This is a genomic window from Sporosarcina sp. Y838 (genome assembly GCF_056786515.1).
Genome location: NZ_JBXCJD010000001.1, coordinates 469836 through 490091, shown reverse-complemented (window position 1 = coordinate 490091; position 20256 = coordinate 469836). Strand labels below are relative to the sequence as shown.

At 41.9% G+C, this 20256-nt stretch carries 18 protein-coding genes; all 18 read right to left on the bottom strand.

The annotated features are described in order from the left end of the window. Nucleotides 1-11 precede the first annotated feature (11 nt). A complete protein-coding gene (locus AC1TO4_RS02345) occupies nt 12-971 on the bottom strand; it encodes an ABC transporter permease (RefSeq protein ID WP_482100498.1) in 960 nt (319 codons plus the stop codon). Nucleotide 972: 1 nt separating this feature from the next. Beyond that, the gene (locus tag AC1TO4_RS02340) at nt 973-2019 is read right to left on the bottom strand and encodes an ABC transporter permease (protein ID WP_482103968.1); all 1047 of its coding nucleotides are present in this window, start codon (nt 2017-2019) and stop codon (nt 973-975) included. Further along, entirely contained in the window at nt 2009-3565 is a 1557-nt protein-coding gene (locus AC1TO4_RS02335; protein WP_482103967.1) for an ABC transporter ATP-binding protein, read from the bottom strand. The genes AC1TO4_RS02340 and AC1TO4_RS02335 overlap by 11 nt, the downstream gene beginning before the upstream one ends. Before the next feature lie 141 nt (nt 3566-3706). Next, nucleotides 3707-4774 carry a BMP family lipoprotein gene (locus AC1TO4_RS02330; RefSeq protein ID WP_482103966.1) on the bottom strand — a complete coding sequence of 356 codons (1068 nt, stop codon included), beginning with the start codon at nt 4772-4774 and terminating at the stop codon, nt 3707-3709. Between the two features lie 44 nt (nt 4775-4818). Further along, nucleotides 4819-5547 carry a GntR family transcriptional regulator gene (locus tag AC1TO4_RS02325; protein ID WP_482103965.1) on the bottom strand — a complete coding sequence of 243 codons (729 nt, stop codon included), beginning with the start codon at nt 5545-5547 and terminating at the stop codon, nt 4819-4821. Between the two features lie 157 nt (nt 5548-5704). Then, entirely contained in the window at nt 5705-8035 is a 2331-nt protein-coding gene (locus AC1TO4_RS02320) for a DNA translocase FtsK (protein ID WP_482103964.1), read from the bottom strand. A gap of 97 nt (nt 8036-8132) precedes the next feature. Then, nucleotides 8133-9800 carry a ribonuclease J gene (locus tag AC1TO4_RS02315; protein WP_482103963.1) on the bottom strand — a complete coding sequence of 556 codons (1668 nt, stop codon included), beginning with the start codon at nt 9798-9800 and terminating at the stop codon, nt 8133-8135. Nucleotides 9801-9908: 108 nt separating this feature from the next. Beyond that, the gene (gene dapA, locus AC1TO4_RS02310) at nt 9909-10799 is read right to left on the bottom strand and encodes a 4-hydroxy-tetrahydrodipicolinate synthase (protein ID WP_482100491.1); all 891 of its coding nucleotides are present in this window, start codon (nt 10797-10799) and stop codon (nt 9909-9911) included. A 27-nt stretch (nt 10800-10826) separates the two neighbouring features. Continuing rightward, entirely contained in the window at nt 10827-11852 is a 1026-nt protein-coding gene (gene asd / locus AC1TO4_RS02305) for an aspartate-semialdehyde dehydrogenase (protein ID WP_482103962.1), read from the bottom strand. 177 nt (nt 11853-12029) lie between these two features. Then, nucleotides 12030-12620, bottom strand: a complete 591-nt coding sequence (locus AC1TO4_RS02300; RefSeq protein ID WP_482100489.1) for a dipicolinate synthase subunit B — start codon at nt 12618-12620, stop codon at nt 12030-12032. Between the two features lie 12 nt (nt 12621-12632). Then, complete coding sequence (locus AC1TO4_RS02295; protein WP_482103961.1) at nt 12633-13406, bottom strand: hypothetical protein; 774 nt, start codon at nt 13404-13406, stop codon at nt 12633-12635. Next, the gene (locus AC1TO4_RS02290) at nt 13393-13671 is read right to left on the bottom strand and encodes a YlmC/YmxH family sporulation protein (RefSeq protein ID WP_482100487.1); all 279 of its coding nucleotides are present in this window, start codon (nt 13669-13671) and stop codon (nt 13393-13395) included. Before AC1TO4_RS02290 ends, AC1TO4_RS02295 begins: the two co-directional genes overlap by 14 nt. Before the next feature lie 71 nt (nt 13672-13742). Next, nucleotides 13743-14990: a M16 family metallopeptidase gene (locus AC1TO4_RS02285; RefSeq protein WP_482103960.1), complete on the bottom strand. Its 1248-nt coding sequence runs from the start codon at nt 14988-14990 to the stop codon at nt 13743-13745. A gap of 123 nt (nt 14991-15113) precedes the next feature. Further along, a complete protein-coding gene (gene pnp, locus AC1TO4_RS02280; protein WP_482100485.1) occupies nt 15114-17231 on the bottom strand; it encodes a polyribonucleotide nucleotidyltransferase in 2118 nt (705 codons plus the stop codon). 296 nt (nt 17232-17527) lie between these two features. After that, nucleotides 17528-17797 (bottom strand): 30S ribosomal protein S15, encoded by a 270-nt coding sequence (gene rpsO, locus AC1TO4_RS02275; RefSeq protein WP_482100484.1) that lies wholly within the window; start codon nt 17795-17797, stop codon nt 17528-17530. A 128-nt stretch (nt 17798-17925) separates the two neighbouring features. After that, the gene (locus AC1TO4_RS02270; protein WP_482103959.1) at nt 17926-18873 is read right to left on the bottom strand and encodes a bifunctional riboflavin kinase/FAD synthetase; all 948 of its coding nucleotides are present in this window, start codon (nt 18871-18873) and stop codon (nt 17926-17928) included. Nucleotides 18874-18887: 14 nt separating this feature from the next. Next, nucleotides 18888-19799 (bottom strand): tRNA pseudouridine(55) synthase TruB, encoded by a 912-nt coding sequence (gene truB, locus AC1TO4_RS02265; protein ID WP_482103958.1) that lies wholly within the window; start codon nt 19797-19799, stop codon nt 18888-18890. Between the two features lie 86 nt (nt 19800-19885). Beyond that, nucleotides 19886-20236: a 30S ribosome-binding factor RbfA gene (rbfA, locus tag AC1TO4_RS02260; RefSeq protein WP_482103957.1), complete on the bottom strand. Its 351-nt coding sequence runs from the start codon at nt 20234-20236 to the stop codon at nt 19886-19888. Nucleotides 20237-20256: the final 20 nt, after the last annotated feature.

Genomic DNA, 20256 nt, shown 5'->3' with positions numbered 1-20256 from the left:
CAGTATCATTTTTATCGATTTCCTTTAATATACGGTTGTCCGCTTGCTTTTGGCGCATTCGACCTTCCGATAAAGCCTGCAAGTGCGAGAATCGTCAACGCATAAGGCAAGATGTATAAATAAACGGATGGTACATTTTCCATGAATGAAATACTAGATGAGCTGATAGCAAGTGCCTGTGCGAATCCGAAGAACAATGCAGCTCCCATCGCACCCATTGGATGCCATTTCCCAAAAATCATTGCAGCCAGTGCCATGAATCCTTGTCCATTAATCGTTGCATGACTGAAATCATTCGTCATCGTCTGTGAATAGATAGCTCCACCGATGCCCGCAAGCCCACCTGAAATGATAACTGCAATATAACGAATTTTGGTTACTTTGATTCCCATTGTATCGGCAGCCATTGGGTGTTCTCCGACGGATCGTAGACGAAGACCAAATGGTGTTTTATAAATGATGAACCAAGCTAAGAAAGCAAGTGCTATAGCGAGTATCGAAGACCCATAAATCCCTTTAAAAAAGAGTGGTCCGATAAACGGAATTTCATGTAAAATCGGAACGTTGAAGCGCGGAATACTATGCTGTATGAAATCCGTCTGTCCTTTGTCGAAAATCATTTTTACCGAGAACAAAGCAATCGCAATTCCGAGCATGTTAATAGCGACCCCTGATACGACTTGGTCAGCACGGAATGTAATCGAAGCGACTGCGTGCATAATAGAGAATATTGCAGAAACAACCATTGCGACTAGTAAAGCAATCCACGGTGTCCAAGCCCCGAATGTATCCGCATAAAACAGATTGAACAAAATACCGATAAAAGCACCCATAACCATAAGACCTTCAAGGCCAATGTTAACAACACCCGCACGTTCTGAAAATACGCCTCCGATTGCAGTGAAGATGAGAGGAGCGGCATATGAAATGGTTAACGGAATGATGAAATATAGTATCTCTAGGAAACTCATATCATTTTGCCTCCTTTTTCTTTTTCATCTTGCTCAGAAGAACTCGGATGATATAACCTGAAGCGACAAAGAATATGATTAGTGCAATAACGATGGAAACGATTTCAACAGGAACTCCTGCTTCATTCGGCATATTACCAGCACCATATTTTAATGATCCAAACAATGAAGCACCGAAAACAACACCAAGCGGCGTATTTGCACCTAGTAAAGCGACGGCAATCCCGTCAAATCCAATACCTGTAAACGCACTACGTGTCACCATATTACCGAACGTTCCAAGTGCTTCCATTGCTCCACCAAGTCCAGCAAATGCACCAGAGACTACCATCGAAAGAATAATATTCTTCTTTACGTTCATCCCTGCATACTGAGATGCATGGTCATTGAAACCGACCGACTTAAGCTCGAAGCCTGTTTTCGTTTTTTCCAAGATGAACCACATGACTACAACCATCGCAAGTGCAACGAAAATTCCATAGTGCATAGTTGAAAAATCAGTCAGATTGGATAAGAATTCTGAACGAAGTGATGCGGTAGGATGAATTTTTTCTGTCTTGTAGCCACCATCGGAAACTGCTTTTATTAACGCATTAACTGTATGAAGTGCAATATAATTCATCATAATTGTGACGATAACTTCGTGCACGTGAAGTGTTGCTTTTAATATTCCCGGTATCAGTCCCCAGAGCGCTCCTGCGAGTGCCGCCGCAAGAAGCGCAAAAGGTAAGTGGATGATTGTAGGTAATTCAAACGCCATACCTACATAAGCTGCTGCAAACCAACCTACAATTAGTTGACCCTCCACACCGATATTGAACAGTCCTGTGCGGAATGCAAAAGCAACAGCTAGACCAGCTAGTAAATAAGGGCTTATTTGACGGATTGTTTCCCCAATTGAGTACATATCTCCGAAAATACCATTCCATAATGCGATATACCCGGCAATCGGATCGTATCCGCTAAACCACATCACGACTGCTCCTACTAGCAGACCCAGTATAATTGAGATGATAGGTACCAGTATATTTACAAACCTATTCGACATGGTTATCATCACCTTCTTTCAGCTCGGAGGTAGCTTGATCCTTAGATTGGCCTGCCATCAGAAGACCTAGTTGCTGTTCAGTTGTCTCCGTGGGAATAACCGTATCGACAATTACACCATCATAAATAACTGCAATCCGATCAGAAACATTCATAACCTCATCAAGTTCAAATGAAATTAGAAGAACGGCTTTCCCATTATCACGCTGTTCGATTAATCTTTTATGGATGAATTCAATTGCTCCGACGTCAAGCCCACGTGTTGGGAGTGCAGCAATTAGTAAATCTGGATTACGAACTATTTCTCGTCCAATGATAAGTTTTTGCTGATTTCCTCCAGACAACGCACGGACTAACTCATTCTCCCCTTGCGTCCGTACGTCAAACGTTTCTATGATGTCATTCGCTTTATCAGACACGAGTTTATAATTCATGATGCCATTTTTGGACAAAGGTTTTTTATAATACGATTGCAATGCCGCATTATAACCAACAGTGAAATCAAGGACGAGACCATGCTTGTGTCGGTCTTGAGGAATATGGCCCAAACCGATTTCAGTTATGTCACGCGGTTTTTTTCCTGTGACATCCTTTGAATCCATCAAAATTTTTCCACTTTTCACTTTTCGCAGACCTGTAATAGCCTCTATCAATTCCGATTGGCCATTGCCGTCAATTCCTGCAATACCTACAATTTCGCCTTTACGGACAGATAGATTCAAGCCTTTCACTTTTGGAATACCGCGGTAATCTTCAACAACAAGATTTTCAATGCGAAGGACTTCCTCTTTTGGATAAGACGGTCCTTTTTCAGTTTTGAATGTTACTTGACGTCCAACCATCAGTGTTGCCAACTCTTCAGGATTGGTTTCGGCAGTTATGACCGTACCAATCCCCTGTCCTTTACGAATAATCGTAACCCGATTGGACACATCCATTATTTCTTGAAGTTTGTGTGTGATGACGATAATCGACTTACCTTCACCAATCAACTTTTTCATAATTGAAATCAGTTCAGTAATTTCTTGAGGTGTTAGAGAGGCTGTCGGTTCATCGAAAATCAAGATTTCCGCCCCACGATAAAGCGTTTTTAATATTTCTACCCGCTGTTGCATACCTACTGATATGTCCTCGATTTTTGCATATGGATCCACATCAAGCCCGTAAAGCTTTGAAATCTCAGCCACTTTTTTCGCAGCGTCTTTCACATTAATCATGCCCATTTTTTTAGGTTCATTTCCCAGAATGATATTTTCAGTAACAGTGAGATTTTCAACCAACATGAAATGCTGGTGAACCATTCCTATTCCTAAACTGTTTGCGACATTGGGATCTGTAATTGCAGTCGCTTTCCCACGTACACGGATTTCTCCGCCGTCAGGTTGATAAAGGCCAAACAGCACATTCATCAATGTTGATTTCCCTGCACCATTCTCTCCTAATAAAGCATGTATTTCACCTTTTTCAAGTTGAAGAGTAATATCATCATTCGCAACAAAATTACCGAATTCCTTTCGGATATTCAGCATTTCAATTACATATTCCACTGGGTTCACTCCCTCGCATATACGTATATAAGTTTAAATTAACACAAGAAAAAATTCCTTTTACGGAATCCTTTATTCTATTAATTTAAATGGAAATCATGAAGACCGAATTGAATCGACCTTCATGATACCTTTTCAGACTTATTTCTTAGTGAATTCCGGAACTTCGATTTCACCATCTGCGATTTTCTTAGTAAATTCTTCCACTTCGTCCATTACTTCTTGTGGAATTGCTCCACGTGAATCTGCAAGTGCGATACCATCGTCAGCAAGTCCGAACGTAGTTATTTCGCCGCCTGGGAATTCACCTTTAGCTGCTAATTCAGCAGTGTTTTTAACTGCGATATCAACACGTTTAAGCATTGAAGTCAATGTAATGTTATCGTCGCCTACTTTACCTTCATCATACTGGTCAGAGTCAACGCCGATTACCCATACATATGCATTTGGATCTGCTTTTTTACGTTCTTTTGCTTCAGAGAATACACCTGTACCTGAACCGCCGGCAGCGTGGAAAATAATATCTACGCCTGAAGAGTACATACGGTTTGCCGTTGCTTTACCAAGTTCCGCTTTTGCAAAGTCGCCTGTGTACTGAACGTCAACTTTTAGTTCAGGTTTTACTGCAGCAACTCCCGCAAGGAATCCAGCTTCAAAACGTTCGATTACAGGAATTTCCATACCGCCAATAAAGCCGATTTTATCGGATTTCGTCATACGAGCAGCTGCAACACCTGCAAGGAATGCGCCTTCTTGCTCTTTAAACATAAGACTTGCTACGTTTGGAAGGTCAGAAACCTCGTCTACTAGTGCGAAATTGTTGTCAGTACGCTGTGAAGCAACCTCTTCAATAGACTCTTTCAACAAGAAGCCAACACCTACGATTAGGTCGAAATCACGTTGTACAAGTTTGTTTAAGTTAGGAAGGTATTCAGCGTCTTCTTTTGATGCTAAGTAATCAAAACCGCCATCGCCTTTTTCTAGCTTGTTTTCTTCACCGTATTCTTGGATTCCTTTCCAAGCAGATTGGTTGAACGATTTGTCGTCCACTCCGCCTGTATCAGTTACCATTGCAATTGAAAAAGTATCTTCATTCGTACCGCCTGTAGACTTCGTACCCTCTTTTTCTTTATCCGTTCCGCATGCACCAAGAATTGTACCTGCAGCAAGAACCATTGATAAAGCTAGTCCAAATTTACGTTTGCTCAATTTTGGAACCCCCCTGTTTTTTATTAGTAGGACGTATGAACGTCTTATACCCTTTTACGAACAACATGAAAACTGAACTTATCAGCCCGAAAATAGTTTTTAGAGTAGAGGACCATTTCGCCTTCCTCACTGTAATGATGCTGTATGAGGACAAGTAATGGTACATCTATCCCACATCGGAGAATGGATGATGCCTCATCATCATACCCAATTGGTTCAATGTGTGCCACTGCTTGAGCGATATGGATCGCGCCAGATTTTTCTATTGCATCGAAAATAGACTCATTCAATAGTTCTTCCGTTCCTGCTGGAAGATTTTTTGAAAGTACCTGATCAATACAAAAAACAACTGGATCGCTATCTGCAGTCCTAACTCTTTTAATCGTAACGAGATTATCATTTTCACCGCACTCAAATCTCGCTTGACTCTCTTCACATGGAATGGATTCTGAAACATCCATGAAAATCGTTCCTGGTTCCATCCCCGCATCGCGAATCATTGATGAAACGCTGGATAATTGTTCAATGCCTGATGAAAATAACGGCTTCGGCTTTACGAATGTACCGACACCGTGCTTTCTGAGAATGACTTTGTCCTCTTCCAGCACACGAAGTGCTTCGCGGAGTGTTGCACGGCTTACACCAAGCGTGCGGGCAAGTTCAAACTCAGAAGGGAAACGCTCATTTTCTTTAAAGATACCCAGTTCGATGTCTCTCTTCAGACGTTCAATCACTTGCACATATAGATGCCTTTGATCCGTCTTTACCATCATTACATCTCCCCCTGCGAGGTCAGACCTCTGATGTTAAACGTCAACTACTAATCATCCATACTATATCACTTTTGTCTTATAAAATAAACAACACGAATGAAATTATTATTAGTTCGGATTTTGCGGTTATTTTATTGGACCTATTTTGATTCCTTTTTCATGAGTGGATATCCGTATCGTCTTTCCCCATCAAAACTTGACGTGGTTTACTACCTTCGGGTGGCCCAACAACGCCACGCATTTCCATTTGATCGACTATACGCGCAGCTCTCGAATAACCCACTCTGAATCGGCGTTGCAATAATGAAACTGAAGCAGTTTGCATATCTGTTACAAGTTGGACAGCATCATCATACAAGTCATCCGTTTCTTCATGCGGTGCCACTTCTTCTATTTCTGTCGGAATCATTTCTTCTTGATATTGCGCTTTCTGTTGTTCAATAACAAAATCGACAATGGCCTCTACTTCACTGTCCGTAACGAAGGCGCCTTGAATTCTAACTGGTTTTGCAACACCCGCTGGAAGAAAAAGCATATCGCCTCTGCCGAGCAGTTTTTCTGCCCCGCCACTATCCAAAATTGTTCTAGAATCGATAGATGACGATACTGCGAATGCGATTCGTGACGGAATGTTCGCTTTAATAATCCCTGTGATAACATCTACACTTGGCCGCTGTGTCGCAATGATCAAGTGGATTCCTGCTGCACGTGCCATTTGTGCAAGACGGGTAATGGAATCTTCCACATCACTCGATGCAACCATCATAAGGTCTGCAAGTTCATCTACGATGACTACGATATAGGGCATGCGTGGATGCTTTTCTTCATTTTCTTCATTCCATACTTCGATATGATCGTTGTACCCTTCAATATTTCTTGTTCCCGTATGTGAAAACAGTTCGTATCTTCGTTCCATTTCAGATACAACTTTTTTTAGTGCTTGAGATGCCTTTCTAGGATCTGTGACGACGGGTGCAAGTAAATGTGGAACGCCATTGTAGACATTTAGTTCCACCATTTTAGGGTCTATCATCATCATTTTCACTTCATGCGGTTTCGCACGCATTAAAATACTGACGATTATCCCATTAATACAAACACTTTTACCACTGCCTGTTGAACCTGCAATGAGAACGTGAGGCATCTTGTTCAATTCTGCAAGCATGGCTTGCCCTGTTACATCGCGTCCCAGCGAAATCATTAATTTTGAATCAGGACGGTTGTTCTCTTTCGCTTCGATAACTTCTCGAAGACTGACGACAGCTACGGAACTGTTTGGTACTTCAATTCCAATTGCAGATTTCCCTGGTATCGGCGCTTCAATTCGGATACCACTTGCTGCCAGTGCCAGTGCGATATCATCTGCAAGGCTTACGATACGGCTTACTTTAACACCTGTGTCCGGCAACACTTCATACTTCGTGACAGCTGGTCCAAGATGTACTTCGGTAACTTTTGCTTTAACCCCGAAGCTAAGGAACGTTTTTTCAAGCTTTTGTGCATTCGCTTGAATGGAGTTGTATTCTTCAGATTGATCAACCAGTGGCGTCTGTCTCAGTAAATTTACTGGAGGCAATATATACGACTCGTTCTCTTCTTCTCCTGTGACACCTTTTATATAAGTACTAATTTCACCAGTGATTTCTTTTTCTTCTTCAACGACTGCTGCCTGCTCATCGCTGGGTGCTTTGTCAATTCGTTCACTGAATGCCGAAATAATTGGTTGTGATACAACTTCCTCAATTTCCGCTTGGGAACTCGGTATGTCTATTTGCGGCGGTTCATCAGCAAGTTCAGTTCTCTTCGATTTTGAGCGGGTCGTTCTTGGTGCAGTCCGGTCTTTTTCGACTGCCTGCGCTTTTCTTGTAAATGTACCTTTCATATTTCCGGCAAGCTTAGGCAAACGTTCAGCAAGATAGGGAACGAGCGCTTTCCCAGTTATGAGTATGAGACCAATGATAAACAACAAGACTCCAGCGACCGTTGCTCCAGCTGAATCGAACAAGGAAAAAAACATTGTGAAAAGAAATGCGCCTGCCATTCCGCCGCCAAGTGCTCCACTCCTTGACGTAATACCATCATTCGTAATAAGCACTTTCCATGTTTCCCTTAGTACTGAATCAGTCATAAGGACACGACTTTCATACAATTCTTTGAACAAATGGACATGGCTAAAGAGAATCAGACTTGCGAGTATGAAAAGGCTACCTGCGACAATTCGATTTTTCCAGCCGCCCATTTTCTGCTTAATCATAAACATGAGTGCCTGAATAATGAGTAAAAGCGGAATCGCGACATGCCAATTCCCAAAGATGAATCTTGATAATGAGGACAAGCCTCTTCCGGCAACTCCGAATTCAAATATGATGATGATTGCTAGTCCAATCATTGCGATGCCCATCACTTCATATAATAACGGTTGCGATTCAGTGGTCTTTTTTTTCCGTGCATTGGATTTCTTTTTATTGTTCGCCTTCTTTTTCGCCATTTGCTTCCGCTTCCTCCTTTTTACAAAAAAGGGTTTCCCGCCGGTCAGACGGCAAGGAAACCCTTCGAAGCGTTTTTATCGATTCAATTTTCTTGAATCAGTATTCCATGATGATAGGAATAATCATCGGTCTTCTCTTGGTCTGTTGATACAGATAAGAGCTTAGTGTATCGCGTATCTCTTGCTTAATGTTTGTCCATTCAAACGTCTCTTTATTCACATACTTCTCTACAATTTTTCTAACGAGTTTTACTGACTCATCAAAAAGCTCTTCGGATTCACGCACATAAACAAATCCGCGAGAAACAATTTCTGGTCCTGAAGCAATGCGTTTCTGTTTGCGATTCAATGTAACGACCACGGTGAAGATCCCGTCTTGTGATAGTAATTTACGGTCCCTTAGAACAATATTTCCAACGTCTCCAACACCGATTCCATCAATCAAAATATTCCCCGCTTGTACACGTCCACTCATGCGCATTTTATCATTTTTATATTCGACGATATCGCCTTTGTCTGCAATAAATATTTGCGCCTTTTGAAGTCCTGTTTCCTGAGCCAGTTTAGAGTGAGCGATTAGCATCCGGTATTCACCCTGAATTGGAATGAAGTACTTCGGTTGCATCAAGTTCAACATCAGTTTCAAGTCTTCCGAGCTACCATGCCCCGAAACGTGAACATTCTTACTTGAAGTGAGTACATTTGCACCTGCTTTCGCAAGGTCATTCATAGTCTGGAACATGGATACTTCCATTCCTGGAGATGGTGTGAATGTGATTAGAATAGTATCCGATTCTTTGATGCGAACGTCTCTATGCTGTTTACGGACAATTTTTTCAAGCGCTTCAAGCGGCTCGCCTTGGTTTCCTGTCACGATCACTACGACACGGTCATCATCATACTTTTCAATTTCCTTAACTGGAATGACGATATCATCCTCAATTGTTAAATAACCAAGTTTCATGCCGACTTCGAAATAACTCTCCAAGCTTTTTCCGACGACTGCCACTTTTTTACCTGTTTCAAATGCCGTGTCGAAAACTTGTTGAATCCGGATGAAGTTTGACGCATAAAGCGCGACAAGAATACGGCCTTCAGCTCCGTGGAACGTTTTAGATAGGCTTTTTTCGATAACGGACTCGGAAGTTGTATAACCCGGGCGCTCCGCTTCGGAAGAATCTGACATGAGGATGAAAACACCTTCCTCACCAAGTAAGGCCATCTTTGCAATATCTGGACGGTACTTGCCTTTAGCGGACTGATCAAATTTAAATTCTCCTGTATGGACAATTGCTCCCTCACTCGTGTGGAAAACGATTCCAAGCGAATCTGGAATACTATGAGTCGTATTAAAGAATGTAACATGCGTACATTTGAAATTCATGCGACTTTTGTTTGTAACTTCAAAAAACTTGACGTTGGAAGGTGCTGGCATCGCTTTCAGATGTTCTTTTGCAAGCGCAATTGTCAATTTAGATCCATAGACAGGTGCTTGTACTTTTTGCAACAAGTACGAAATTGAGCCGATTGCATCTTCATGGCCGTGCGTTAGGAAGATTCCTTTCACACGTTCTTTGTTTTCTACAATATAACTTATATCTGGAATGACGATGTCAATTCCAAGCATTTCTCCCTCAGGGAACATAAGCCCAGCATCAACGATAAATAGTTCTTCATCGACTTCGACCACGTACATCGCTTTCCCGATTTCCCCAACTCCACCGAGTGGGATGACTCTAATTACTTCATTTTTTGGTTTTGTCACTTTGTTTCCTCCTATTAATAATTCCCGTCCATAACGACTAATTTTCATTATACGGGAGAGTAGCAATCTGTACAAACAAAAAAAGCCGGTATTCGCTACCGGCTTTGATTAATTAAATATATGAGACTGCTTTTTATAGTTATCCCATACTTTATCAAATTGGATATCTACTTCTTCAAAAGGAACTAACGGGAGTCTTACCCCTCCGGTTTCAACACCAATTTTCTTCAATGCATATTTCAGAGGTACTGGATTCGGATCGGAAAACAGTGCGCGGAATAATGGAACCAAAGCCCTGTGCATTGCTCCTGCTTGTTCTGTTCTACCCTGTTTAAACGCATTAACCATCTGTTGCATTTCGTTTCCGACGACATGTGCCGCTACCGATACGACCCCTTTTCCGCCGATTGCAAGAAGCGGAAGTGTGAGTGCATCGTCACCGCTATAAACTGAGAACCCATCGTCCGTTCCCGAAATGATTGCTGACATTTGCTCAAGACTACCGCTTGCTTCTTTTATTGCGCGGATATTCTTCACTTTTGACAGTTCAATAACAGTCTCCGGAAGCATATTCACGACGGAACGTCCCGGAATATTGTAGAGCAGTACAGGCAGTTCTGTTTCGCCTGCAATTGTTGAAAAGTGTGCGTACATCCCTTTTTGATTGGGCTTGTTGTAGTAAGGCGTGACAAGCATAATACCATCCGCCCCAAGTTTTTCGGCCTGCTTTGTCAGCAGTATGGATTCAGCAGTACTATTCGTTCCAGTTCCCGCAATTACCGGTATTCTTTTATTTACTTGTTCAATTGTAAAAGCCAGCATAGCTTCCTTTTCTACAGTCGTAACGGTTGGCGACTCACCCGTTGTACCATTGACGACCAGTGTATCTGTTCCATTTGCAATCAAATGCTCTATCAGTTTAGCTGCTCTATCGTAATCGACTTCACCTGTAGATGAAAAAGAAGTGACCATCGCTGTAGCAATCTGTCCAAGTTCCATTTATGATCAACCCTTTACTGAGATTTGTTATTTAATCAAAGCTTCTGCGATTTGTACTGAATTCAATGCTGCCCCTTTTAGAAGATTGTCCGATACAATCCACAGGTGGAATCCTGCTGGATGATTTGGATCTTTCCGTATACGGCCAACAAATACTTCGTCTTTTCCTTCTGCGAATAATGGCATTGGATACAGTTGTTTGGAAGGATCATCTTGGACAACAACGCCTGGCGCATTTTCCAGTAAAGTATGAAGTTCTTTCACGGATACATTTTCTGAACCGATTTCAATATAAACGGATTCGGAATGCCCCGTGACGACAGGCAAACGAACGCATGTCGCTGAAACAGAAATTTCTTGATCACCAAATATTTTTTTCGTTTCATTCATCATTTTTAATTCTTCAAGTGTATAGCCTGACGGATCGAATGAATCAATCTGTGGAATTGCATTAAAAGCAATTGGATAGTGACGTTCCGCTGATGCAGATGGTAAGACAGCTGCTTCAATCTCTGAACGTTTTTCAAACTGCTGGCTTTGATTTTCCAATTCATCAATCGCTTCGGATCCTGCACCTGAAACCGCCTGATATGTCGAAACAATGATTCTGTTCATACCGAACTTTTCACGGATTGGCTGTAGCGCAGTTACCATCTGAATCGTTGAACAGTTTGGATTCGCAATGATTCCGTTATGGTCATTTAAAGCATTCGCGTTCACTTCTGGCACTACTAGAGGAATTTGGTCTTTCATTCGGAATGCGCTCGTATTATCTATAACGACCGCGCCTCTTTTCACTGCTTCAGGTGCAAATTTTTCTGAAATCGATCCTCCTGCACTGAAAAAAGCGATATCAATGCCTTCGAATGATTCCGGTACTGTTTCTTCAACGATATATTTAAGGCCACCTGCAGTAATTTCTTTTCCCGCAGATCGCTTCGAAGCTAATAGTTTAATTGTTTGTACAGGATAATCACGTTCCAGTAACTTTTCAAGTATTTTTGTACCAACTGCCCCCGTCGCGCCTACTATTGCTACATTCACTTTTTTCATCTCTATCTCCCTTTCAGCTTATACAGATGTATAAATAACCAGGACGTGTATAAATAAGTCTTATTTCCTCATCGCTACATTATGTAGCATATTTAATGGAAATACTTTAGTCCTTAACATCGTTAGCAGTTCATTGGAGGAATTATATCATATAAAAGAATATTCTGCCCTGTATTTTTATATTTTTTTATGAATAATCAATAATGGTTGGAGTTGTCTTTTTTCGAGGGCTGCAACAGTTGCGGGTACCATAAGTGTAAAATCAGAGATAAGTGAATTCGGTTTTTTGATTGGATCGTCCTGTCCGAACGGAATAAAAAATACATTTTTCATATTTACCAGCTTCATGAGGTTCATCGCATTTAAACCGAGTGCATCGTTCGTTGAAATTCCAATGAGTACTGGACTATCATTGCGCAACGTAGCTTTTGCCGCCATCAATACAGGCGAATCCGTGGCAGCATTCGCAAATCTACTCATTGAATTTCCTGTCATCGGTGCGATAATCATGCAATCGACAGGGGTACTTGGACCGAATGGTTCTGCTCCAACAATGGTAGAAATTACTTTTTCTCCCGTCGCCCCTTCGATACGTGCAATCCATTCTTCCCCTGTTCCGAAGCGCGTTGCAGCGGTTAAAACTGAGTGAGTGATAACTGGTATAACGGTCGCTCCAGCGTCTTTTAGTGAATCGATAACCGGAATGATTTCTTCATACGTACAATGTGAAGCTGTAATGCCCAGTCCTACTCTTTTTCCCTTTAACATGGAGTTCCCCTTTCATCTTCTATAGATCCTCTCTAGCGCATCCGCTAATGCGGCTGCGGCGTCAACAGGAAAATGTTTTCCCGGTAATCCTAGGAGTACTGTATAGTATTCAGACGAAAGCCGTTCCTTTAGGCAACCCGGGGCTGATGCGAGGTCGAAAATATGCATACCCGGGGCTTCTGAAAGCTCCAACCATTTTGCGGGAATCGTATTAATGAGCGTACCCTCTAGCATTGACCACTTACTCGTTAAACGTTCGGTCTTATATCCATGAATGGATGCTTCCCCCAGTTGTTCATCGGACCTAGCGACAACGGTAATATGGGCTCCTAGGGATGCCAGTGCATGCGCAGTCGCCTTTCCAACTTTACCAAAACCCGCTACGCTGAAAGATCTACCGGAAATGCATCTGCCTGTGCGTGAATAATAGTCGTGGATGAACCCCTCCGCAGTGAGTAGTGCATTTTGCCAGATGAACTGTTCTTCCTTAAGATAGGTATGGATTTTAAGTCCAGCCTCTTTGAAGGGCATCAGCCATTCATCTGATGCCCTTCCTGTATACAGTTCTGTATCTTTTCCTAGCAATGCGGGTGGTAGCGACCCACCCATTTGTAAAATCGGAAAAACGATATGCTGCGGTTTAAGTTCTTCAATCTGTTCACGAAGTTTTTCAGATAATACATCAGTCGCACTATGGTGACTGATGAATCCTTTCTCAGACCATATTCGACTACAAGCTCCTAATCTATTATCTGTCCCTATAAAAAGCCACTTATTCTCTGTCATCGCTATCCAACATTTCCATACTATGCGTTTTTCCAAACAGAATGCGGTGTTCTCCAATTAAGACAATCTCATGCCAAGGTATGAATTCATCGGAAGTTTCTTGACGGTTTTTGAATGAAAAACGACCGAATTTCTTCTTTATTTCAAATCCGATAATATCACCTGTTTTCCCATTAAAAATAAGGTCGGTATCCGCCAAAAAACCATAGCGAACACCGTCCTCAACTTGAATAAGCTCCTTTTGAGCAAGTTCTGATAGTAGCATCGTCAATTCCCCTTTCTTTCATCTCCATTCATCATATGAGTTGAACAAGGAAAAACTGACTGACACGAAAATCATTTTTCATATTCTTTTATAATGTCTTTTGGTGCAATTATTGAAGTTGCTCGCTTTCCTGTAAAAATATCATTTGCCATTCTATAAACCTGATTCAATTCGACTTTGTCAATCAGGGAAACGACTTCATCGGCTGTTTTATGTTCTTGCAAAATAAGCTCATTTTTACCATTGCGATGCATCCTAGCTTCTGAACTTTCTAACCCTAGAAGGAATCCACCTTTTAGCTGCTCTTTCGCATTATATAATTCTTTTTCAGTAATGCCTTCATTCAAAACTGAATGGATAACTTCATCGATTGTCTCGGATAATATCTTTAGGTTTTCGGGTGATGTCCCGCCGTAAATCATGAAAGTTCCAGCATTTCGATAGGCCGAGAAATAGGAATGGATTGAGTAAGCCAGGCCACGCTCTTCACGGACTTCCTGGAATAGGCGCGAGGACATCGAGCCACCAATTATACTGTCTAGAACTACTAATTCATGAATCCGTTTATCATCTACAGGAAGACCTGGAAAGCCTAGACAGATATGTGCTTGTTCAATATCTTTAGCTTTAAGCGAAAGACCTTCATGAAATGTTGGAATCGTAGAAAAAGCCTGTTCTTCAACCTTTTCAGTCCGTTTGAATGAACCAAATTGGACTTCAATGAGCCTGATTAGTCGTTCATCATAGTTTCCTGCAAGAGAAATAACAATCCGTTCGGGCGTATAATTGTTCTCCATAAATTCTTCTATCATTTCACGGTTAAATTTGTTGATTGTTTCTTCATTGCCGAGAACCGGTTTGCCGATTGGCTGTTCTGGATACATGGTTGCCCAAAGTCTTTCGTCCACATCATCATCAGGTGCGTCTTCAACTGCCGCGATTTCATCAAGGACAATCGATTTCTCTTTTTCTATTTCCACTTCATCAAACTTCGAGTTGAAAAACATATCCGTCAAAATGGAAAGTGCGCGTGGTGCCTGGTGTCCAAGCACTGTCGTATAATAGCACGTCATTTCTTTGGATGTGAATGCATTGACGTCACCACCGATACGGTCAAATTCCTCTGCGATCATCCGTGCGCTTCTTGTTGCCGTTCCTTTAAAGAGCATATGTTCAATGAAATGGGCAATCCCTGCTTCTGATTCCATTTCATCCCTTGAACCCGTGCCGACCCATATACCGAGTGCTACCGAGCGTACATGAGGCATCGTTTCATGGATGATTCTAACGCCATTCTGGCATAGATGTGTTTTTATCATTTCTCTGATTCCCCCTTTTAAACTTAATTCTATTATAGCTGTTCCTAGTATAATTAATGAAAGAACAAAAAGCCTCCATCTTCACTTGAAGAGGGGCTTTTCAATCTGTAATTGTAATTCGATTCAGTTATTCGCTTTTTCTGCTGCTTCTTTTTCTTCAAGTATAACAACTTTTCTAGACAAGTTAACTCGTCCTTGGTTATCAATTTCAATTACTTTAACAAACATTTCATCATTCAGTTTTAGAACGTCTTCAACCGCTTTTGTGCGTTCTTCTGCAATTTCCGAAATATGAAGCAGTCCATCTTTCCCAGGGAAGAGTTCGAGGAATGCACCGAATTTTTCAACTCGTTTCACTTTCGCCATATAATATTCGCCGACTTTTGCTTCGCGAACAATATTTTCAATCATTGCTTTCGCTTTTGTATTCATGTCATTATTTGGAGAAGAAATGTAAATCGTACCATCTTGTTCCGTATCGATTTTGACATTTGTCTCTTCGATAATTTTATTGATAACTTTCCCGCCTGGTCCAATTACGTCACGAATCTTATCTGGGTTGATTTTGATGACAATAATTTTAGGTGCGTATTGCGAAAGCTCTTCACGTGGTCCTGAAATTGCTGTAATCATATGATTCAATATTACCAAGCGCCCTATTTTTGCTTGTGTCAATGCTTCTTGCAAGATTTCTCTAGATAGACCTTCGATTTTAATATCCATTTGAAGTGCAGTAATTCCTTTTTCAGTTCCTGCTACTTTAAAGTCCATATCGCCGAGATGATCTTCCATCCCTTGGATATCAGACAGGACAGAGTAGTTATCCCCTTTTTTCACAAGTCCCATTGCGATACCCGCAACCGGTGCTTTAAGTGGTACCCCTGCATCGAGCATCGCCATTGTTGAAGCACAAATGGATGCTTGTGAAGAAGAACCGTTTGACTCGAGCACTTCTGCTACAAGACGGATTGTGTATGGGAAGTCAGTATCATTCGGGAGAACTGCTGAAAGTGCGCGTTCTCCAAGTGCACCGTGTCCGATTTCACGACGACCTGGTCCACGAATTGGACCTGTTTCACCGACACTGAAATTCGGGAAGTTATAATGGTGCATAAAACGTTTTGTCTCTTCCAGGCCGAGGCCATCAATGATTTGTACTTCCCCAAGTGCTCCTAGTGTACAAACACTAAGCGCTTGCGTTTGGCCGCGCGTAAAGAGACCAGAACCGTGTGTACGTGGCAAAATGCCTACTTCTGATGCAAGTGGACGAATTTCATCGAGACCACGGCCATCAGGACGGATCTTATCATCTGTAATAAGACGACGCACTTCTTCTTTAACGATGTGCTCTAATACGCCTTTTACTTGTTTCATTGTCGCATCGTCCGCTTCGTTTTCTTTGTAGCGTTCAATGACTTCGTTTTTCACAGCATTGATAGCATCTTCGCGTGCATGCTTCTCAACTGTCTGGATTGCATTAACAAGATCGGTTTCGCAGCTATTTTTAATATCAGACATAATTGTTTCGTCCAATGTGAATAGTGCAACATCTGTTTTTGCTTTGCCAACTTCAGCAATAATTTTTTCCTGGAACTCAATCAGTTTAATGATTTCACCATGACCAAACATGATGGCTTCAAGAATGATGTCTTCAGCGACTTCTTGTGCGCCTGCTTCAACCATGTTGATAGCATCTTTCGTACCAGCGACAACAAGGTCAAGCTCACTTTTTTCCAATTGTGCCGGTGTTGGATTGACGATGAATTTTCCGTCGATTAGTCCAATTTGAATACCAGCAATCGGTCCTTCAAAAGGAATGTCAGAAATCGACAATGCAAGTGAAGAACCGAGCATTGCTGCCATTTCAGATGAACAGTCTTGATCAACTGACATAACCATTGAGATGACTTGTACATCATTACGGAATCCATCTGCGAATAAAGGACGTATTGGACGGTCAATCAGACGGCTTGTTAAAACAGCCTTATCAGATGGACGTCCTTCGCGCTTAAGGAAGCCACCGGGGATTTTCCCAACCGCATACATACGCTCCTCGTAATTCACTGTAAGCGGGAAGAAATCTAACCCCCGTGAATTTTTAGAAGATGTTGCAGTTGAAAGTACTGTTGTTTCTCCGTAGCGTACGAGTACTGCTCCATTCGCCTGTTTTGCAAGTTGTCCCGTTTCAATTGTTAACGGTCGTCCTGCCCAATCAAGTGTGTATACTTTTTTTTCGGTCATAATTGAACCCCTCTCCACATCTCAGCCTGAACTGTTTACGTGTATGTATTAATAGTAGTGTAAGTGATAGCGCTCAGTGAACACAAGTTTTTATCATCATTAACCGTCGTCATGGCACATTTGTATAGTATACCACTTTATTGTCGTTTCTAATATAGAACAAGGTAATTAATGAAGTTTTGATTTTTTGTGGAGATTTGAACAGGTCGAAACACATTGTGCCAGTTACTGACACCAAACACTTTAAAAAACACAAAAAAAAGCGGGCACAAGGCCCACTTTCGATAGTCATCTTATTAACGGCGAAGGCCGAGTTTAGCAATAAGATCACGGTAACGCTGAACTTCATTGTCTCGTAGGTATCTCAAAAGTCTTTTACGAGTTCCGATCATTTTGTAAAGACCACGACGTGAGTGGTTGTCTTTCTTATGAAGACGGAAATGTTCTGTCAGGTTATTGATCTCTTCTGTAAGTACTGCGATCTGGACATCTGCTGACCCAGTATCAGTTTCATGAATTTTGTATTCACTGATCAATTCATTTTTACGCTCTTGTGTTATAGCCATCTTCTTCACCTCCAATAGTAAGATATCCCCGGTTCCCGAGCAAGCGTTGGTGATTCGCGATGCCAAGGAATGGTTTGTGCACATTGGCACGTATTTATAGTACCATGCCTATTTTTGAAATGCAACCATCATTGATGCGCTTCTAGAATGTCTTGTGCGCTAATTTTATCTTTGGCAATTTGTTCAACTAGCAGATCGATAGAACCGAATTTTTGCTCGTTGCGGATATGCCCAATCCAGTCTACAGATGCTTCTTTGCCATAAAGATCTCCGGTAAAATCGAGTACATGCACCTCGATGACAGCGGGCCTACCGCTCGGATCATGGAACGTCGGTTTAACGCCGACATTGCACACTCCCTTATAAGTTTTTCCTTCCACAATAAACCACACTGCATAGACACCATTTGCAGGTAACACTGTACTACTCTCAGGCATGACGTTGGCTGTTGGAAATCCAAGGAGTCTTCCCCTCTTCTCACCATCAACGACTATGCCCATAGTCCGAAAAGGTCTACCTAGAAGCAATTTCGTCTCTTCAACATTACCTTCAGACAAAAGCTTCCGAATTCGTGTTGATGAAATCTTTTCCTCGTTATCCGTCACTTTATTAATAACCGTTGTACCGAATGCTTCGTCTGCCAATGCAGCCATTTGTTCCATCGTACCTACACCCTTTGAACCAAATGTAAAGTCAAATCCTGCAGTGACATGCAAAACATTGAGTTCCTTCAAGAAAATATCAACAAATTGCTTAGGCGAAAGCGAGGCAAGCGCCCAGTCAAACGTTACGATGAACAAAGCATCAATCCCCATAGCACTAAGCAGCCGAACTTTTTCCTGATGCTGCGTGATATAACCTACCTTATTCTCACCATCACCAAATAGATGAGAGGGGTGTGGATCAAATGTCATAACTGCCGAACGGATGCCAAGTTCTTCAGCCTTTCTCTTCGCTTCGTTGATCACTGTCTGATGACCTTTATGCAAGCCGTCAAAGAAACCGATTGCAAGGGAATAATGCGAGTCGTTATCAACCATTATTGTTCCTGGATAATGTAATTTGTAAATGTCCATTGTAATCGCTCCCCTTACCTGTTCAATGGAAACATTTTTTCAGGCTTCATAAGACCAAGCTTGGTAGGATGCTTCCTGTAAATTGCGAGTGCCTTACCTTCATTCATAAATACGATTGCCTCTTCACTTTCAAGCAGTGGATGCTCAGGCAGCACTTGTCCATTTTCTACTTTTTCGAGAAGCTCTTTAGTGACTTCAATGGCAACGAAATCGCTCAGTGCATCTTCCAGCGGGCGAAGTATCGTGGAAATTTGTCCTTCTTCCTGAAGTGACCTGACTTCATCCAACGTACGACAATCGTCCTGCACATACGTCCCTGAAGATGTACGGACGAGGGCTGCCATATGTGCAGGAAAGCCCAATAGCTCGCCAATTTGTACCGCAAGTGTTCGGATGTATGTTCCTTTCCCGCATGCGACCCTAATACGGAATGAAATCGATTCTCCTGCGTACCATTCTACAGGGTCTAACAATTCGATTTCATGTATAAGAACTTTTCGCTCTGGCCTTTCAACCTCTATTCCTTTTCGTGCATATTCGTAGAGTTTGCGGCCGTTCACTTTCACAGCGGAGTACATGGGTGGAATTTGAGTAATTTCGCCTGTTAATTTTGTGAGAACTGCTTCAATTTCGGCCCTTGTAATATGTTTTGGCGATAAGTCTGAAGCTACAATCGCTCCATCCGCATCTTCCGTTTCCGTTGAAGTCCCTATGGAAACAAGTGCCACATATTCCTTCCCAGAGTCCGTTACGTATTCAGCTACTTTTGTCGCTTGCCCGATACAAATCGGTAATACACCTTCTACGCTCGGATCCAGTGTACCCGTATGTCCCACTTTTTTAGTACCAAGAATTTTTCGCAATTTGAATACACAGTCATGCGAAGTCATCCCTTTTTCTTTCCATAAAGGAAGTATTCCATTCATTCATGTCGCCACCTTAGAAGTTACATTCAATATGTAAAAATAGGAAGTCGGAAAGTCCTTAGGGACACCGACTTCCTACTCATTTCTTATTGATTGTCCTCGTTCTTCACCTGTTTAAGAAGTGATTCAATCCGAGTTCCGTAGGCTACGGAACTATCGAATTCGAATTTAATCTCAGGTGTAATGCGAAGTCTGATACGTTGGCCGATTTCAGTGCGAATAAATCCTTTCGCCTGATTGAGCCCTTTCAACGTATCTTCTTTTTCCTTTTCATGTCCTAGAACTGAAATGTAAATAGTCGCATGTTGAAGATCTCCGGTCACCTCGACATCGGTTACTGTAACAAAACCGATCCGTGGATCTTTCAATTTTTGGCCGATGATTCCACCAAGTTCTTTTTTCATTTGTTCTGCAACGCGATTAGCACGCATTGACATGGGCGGTCACCCCAATCCTG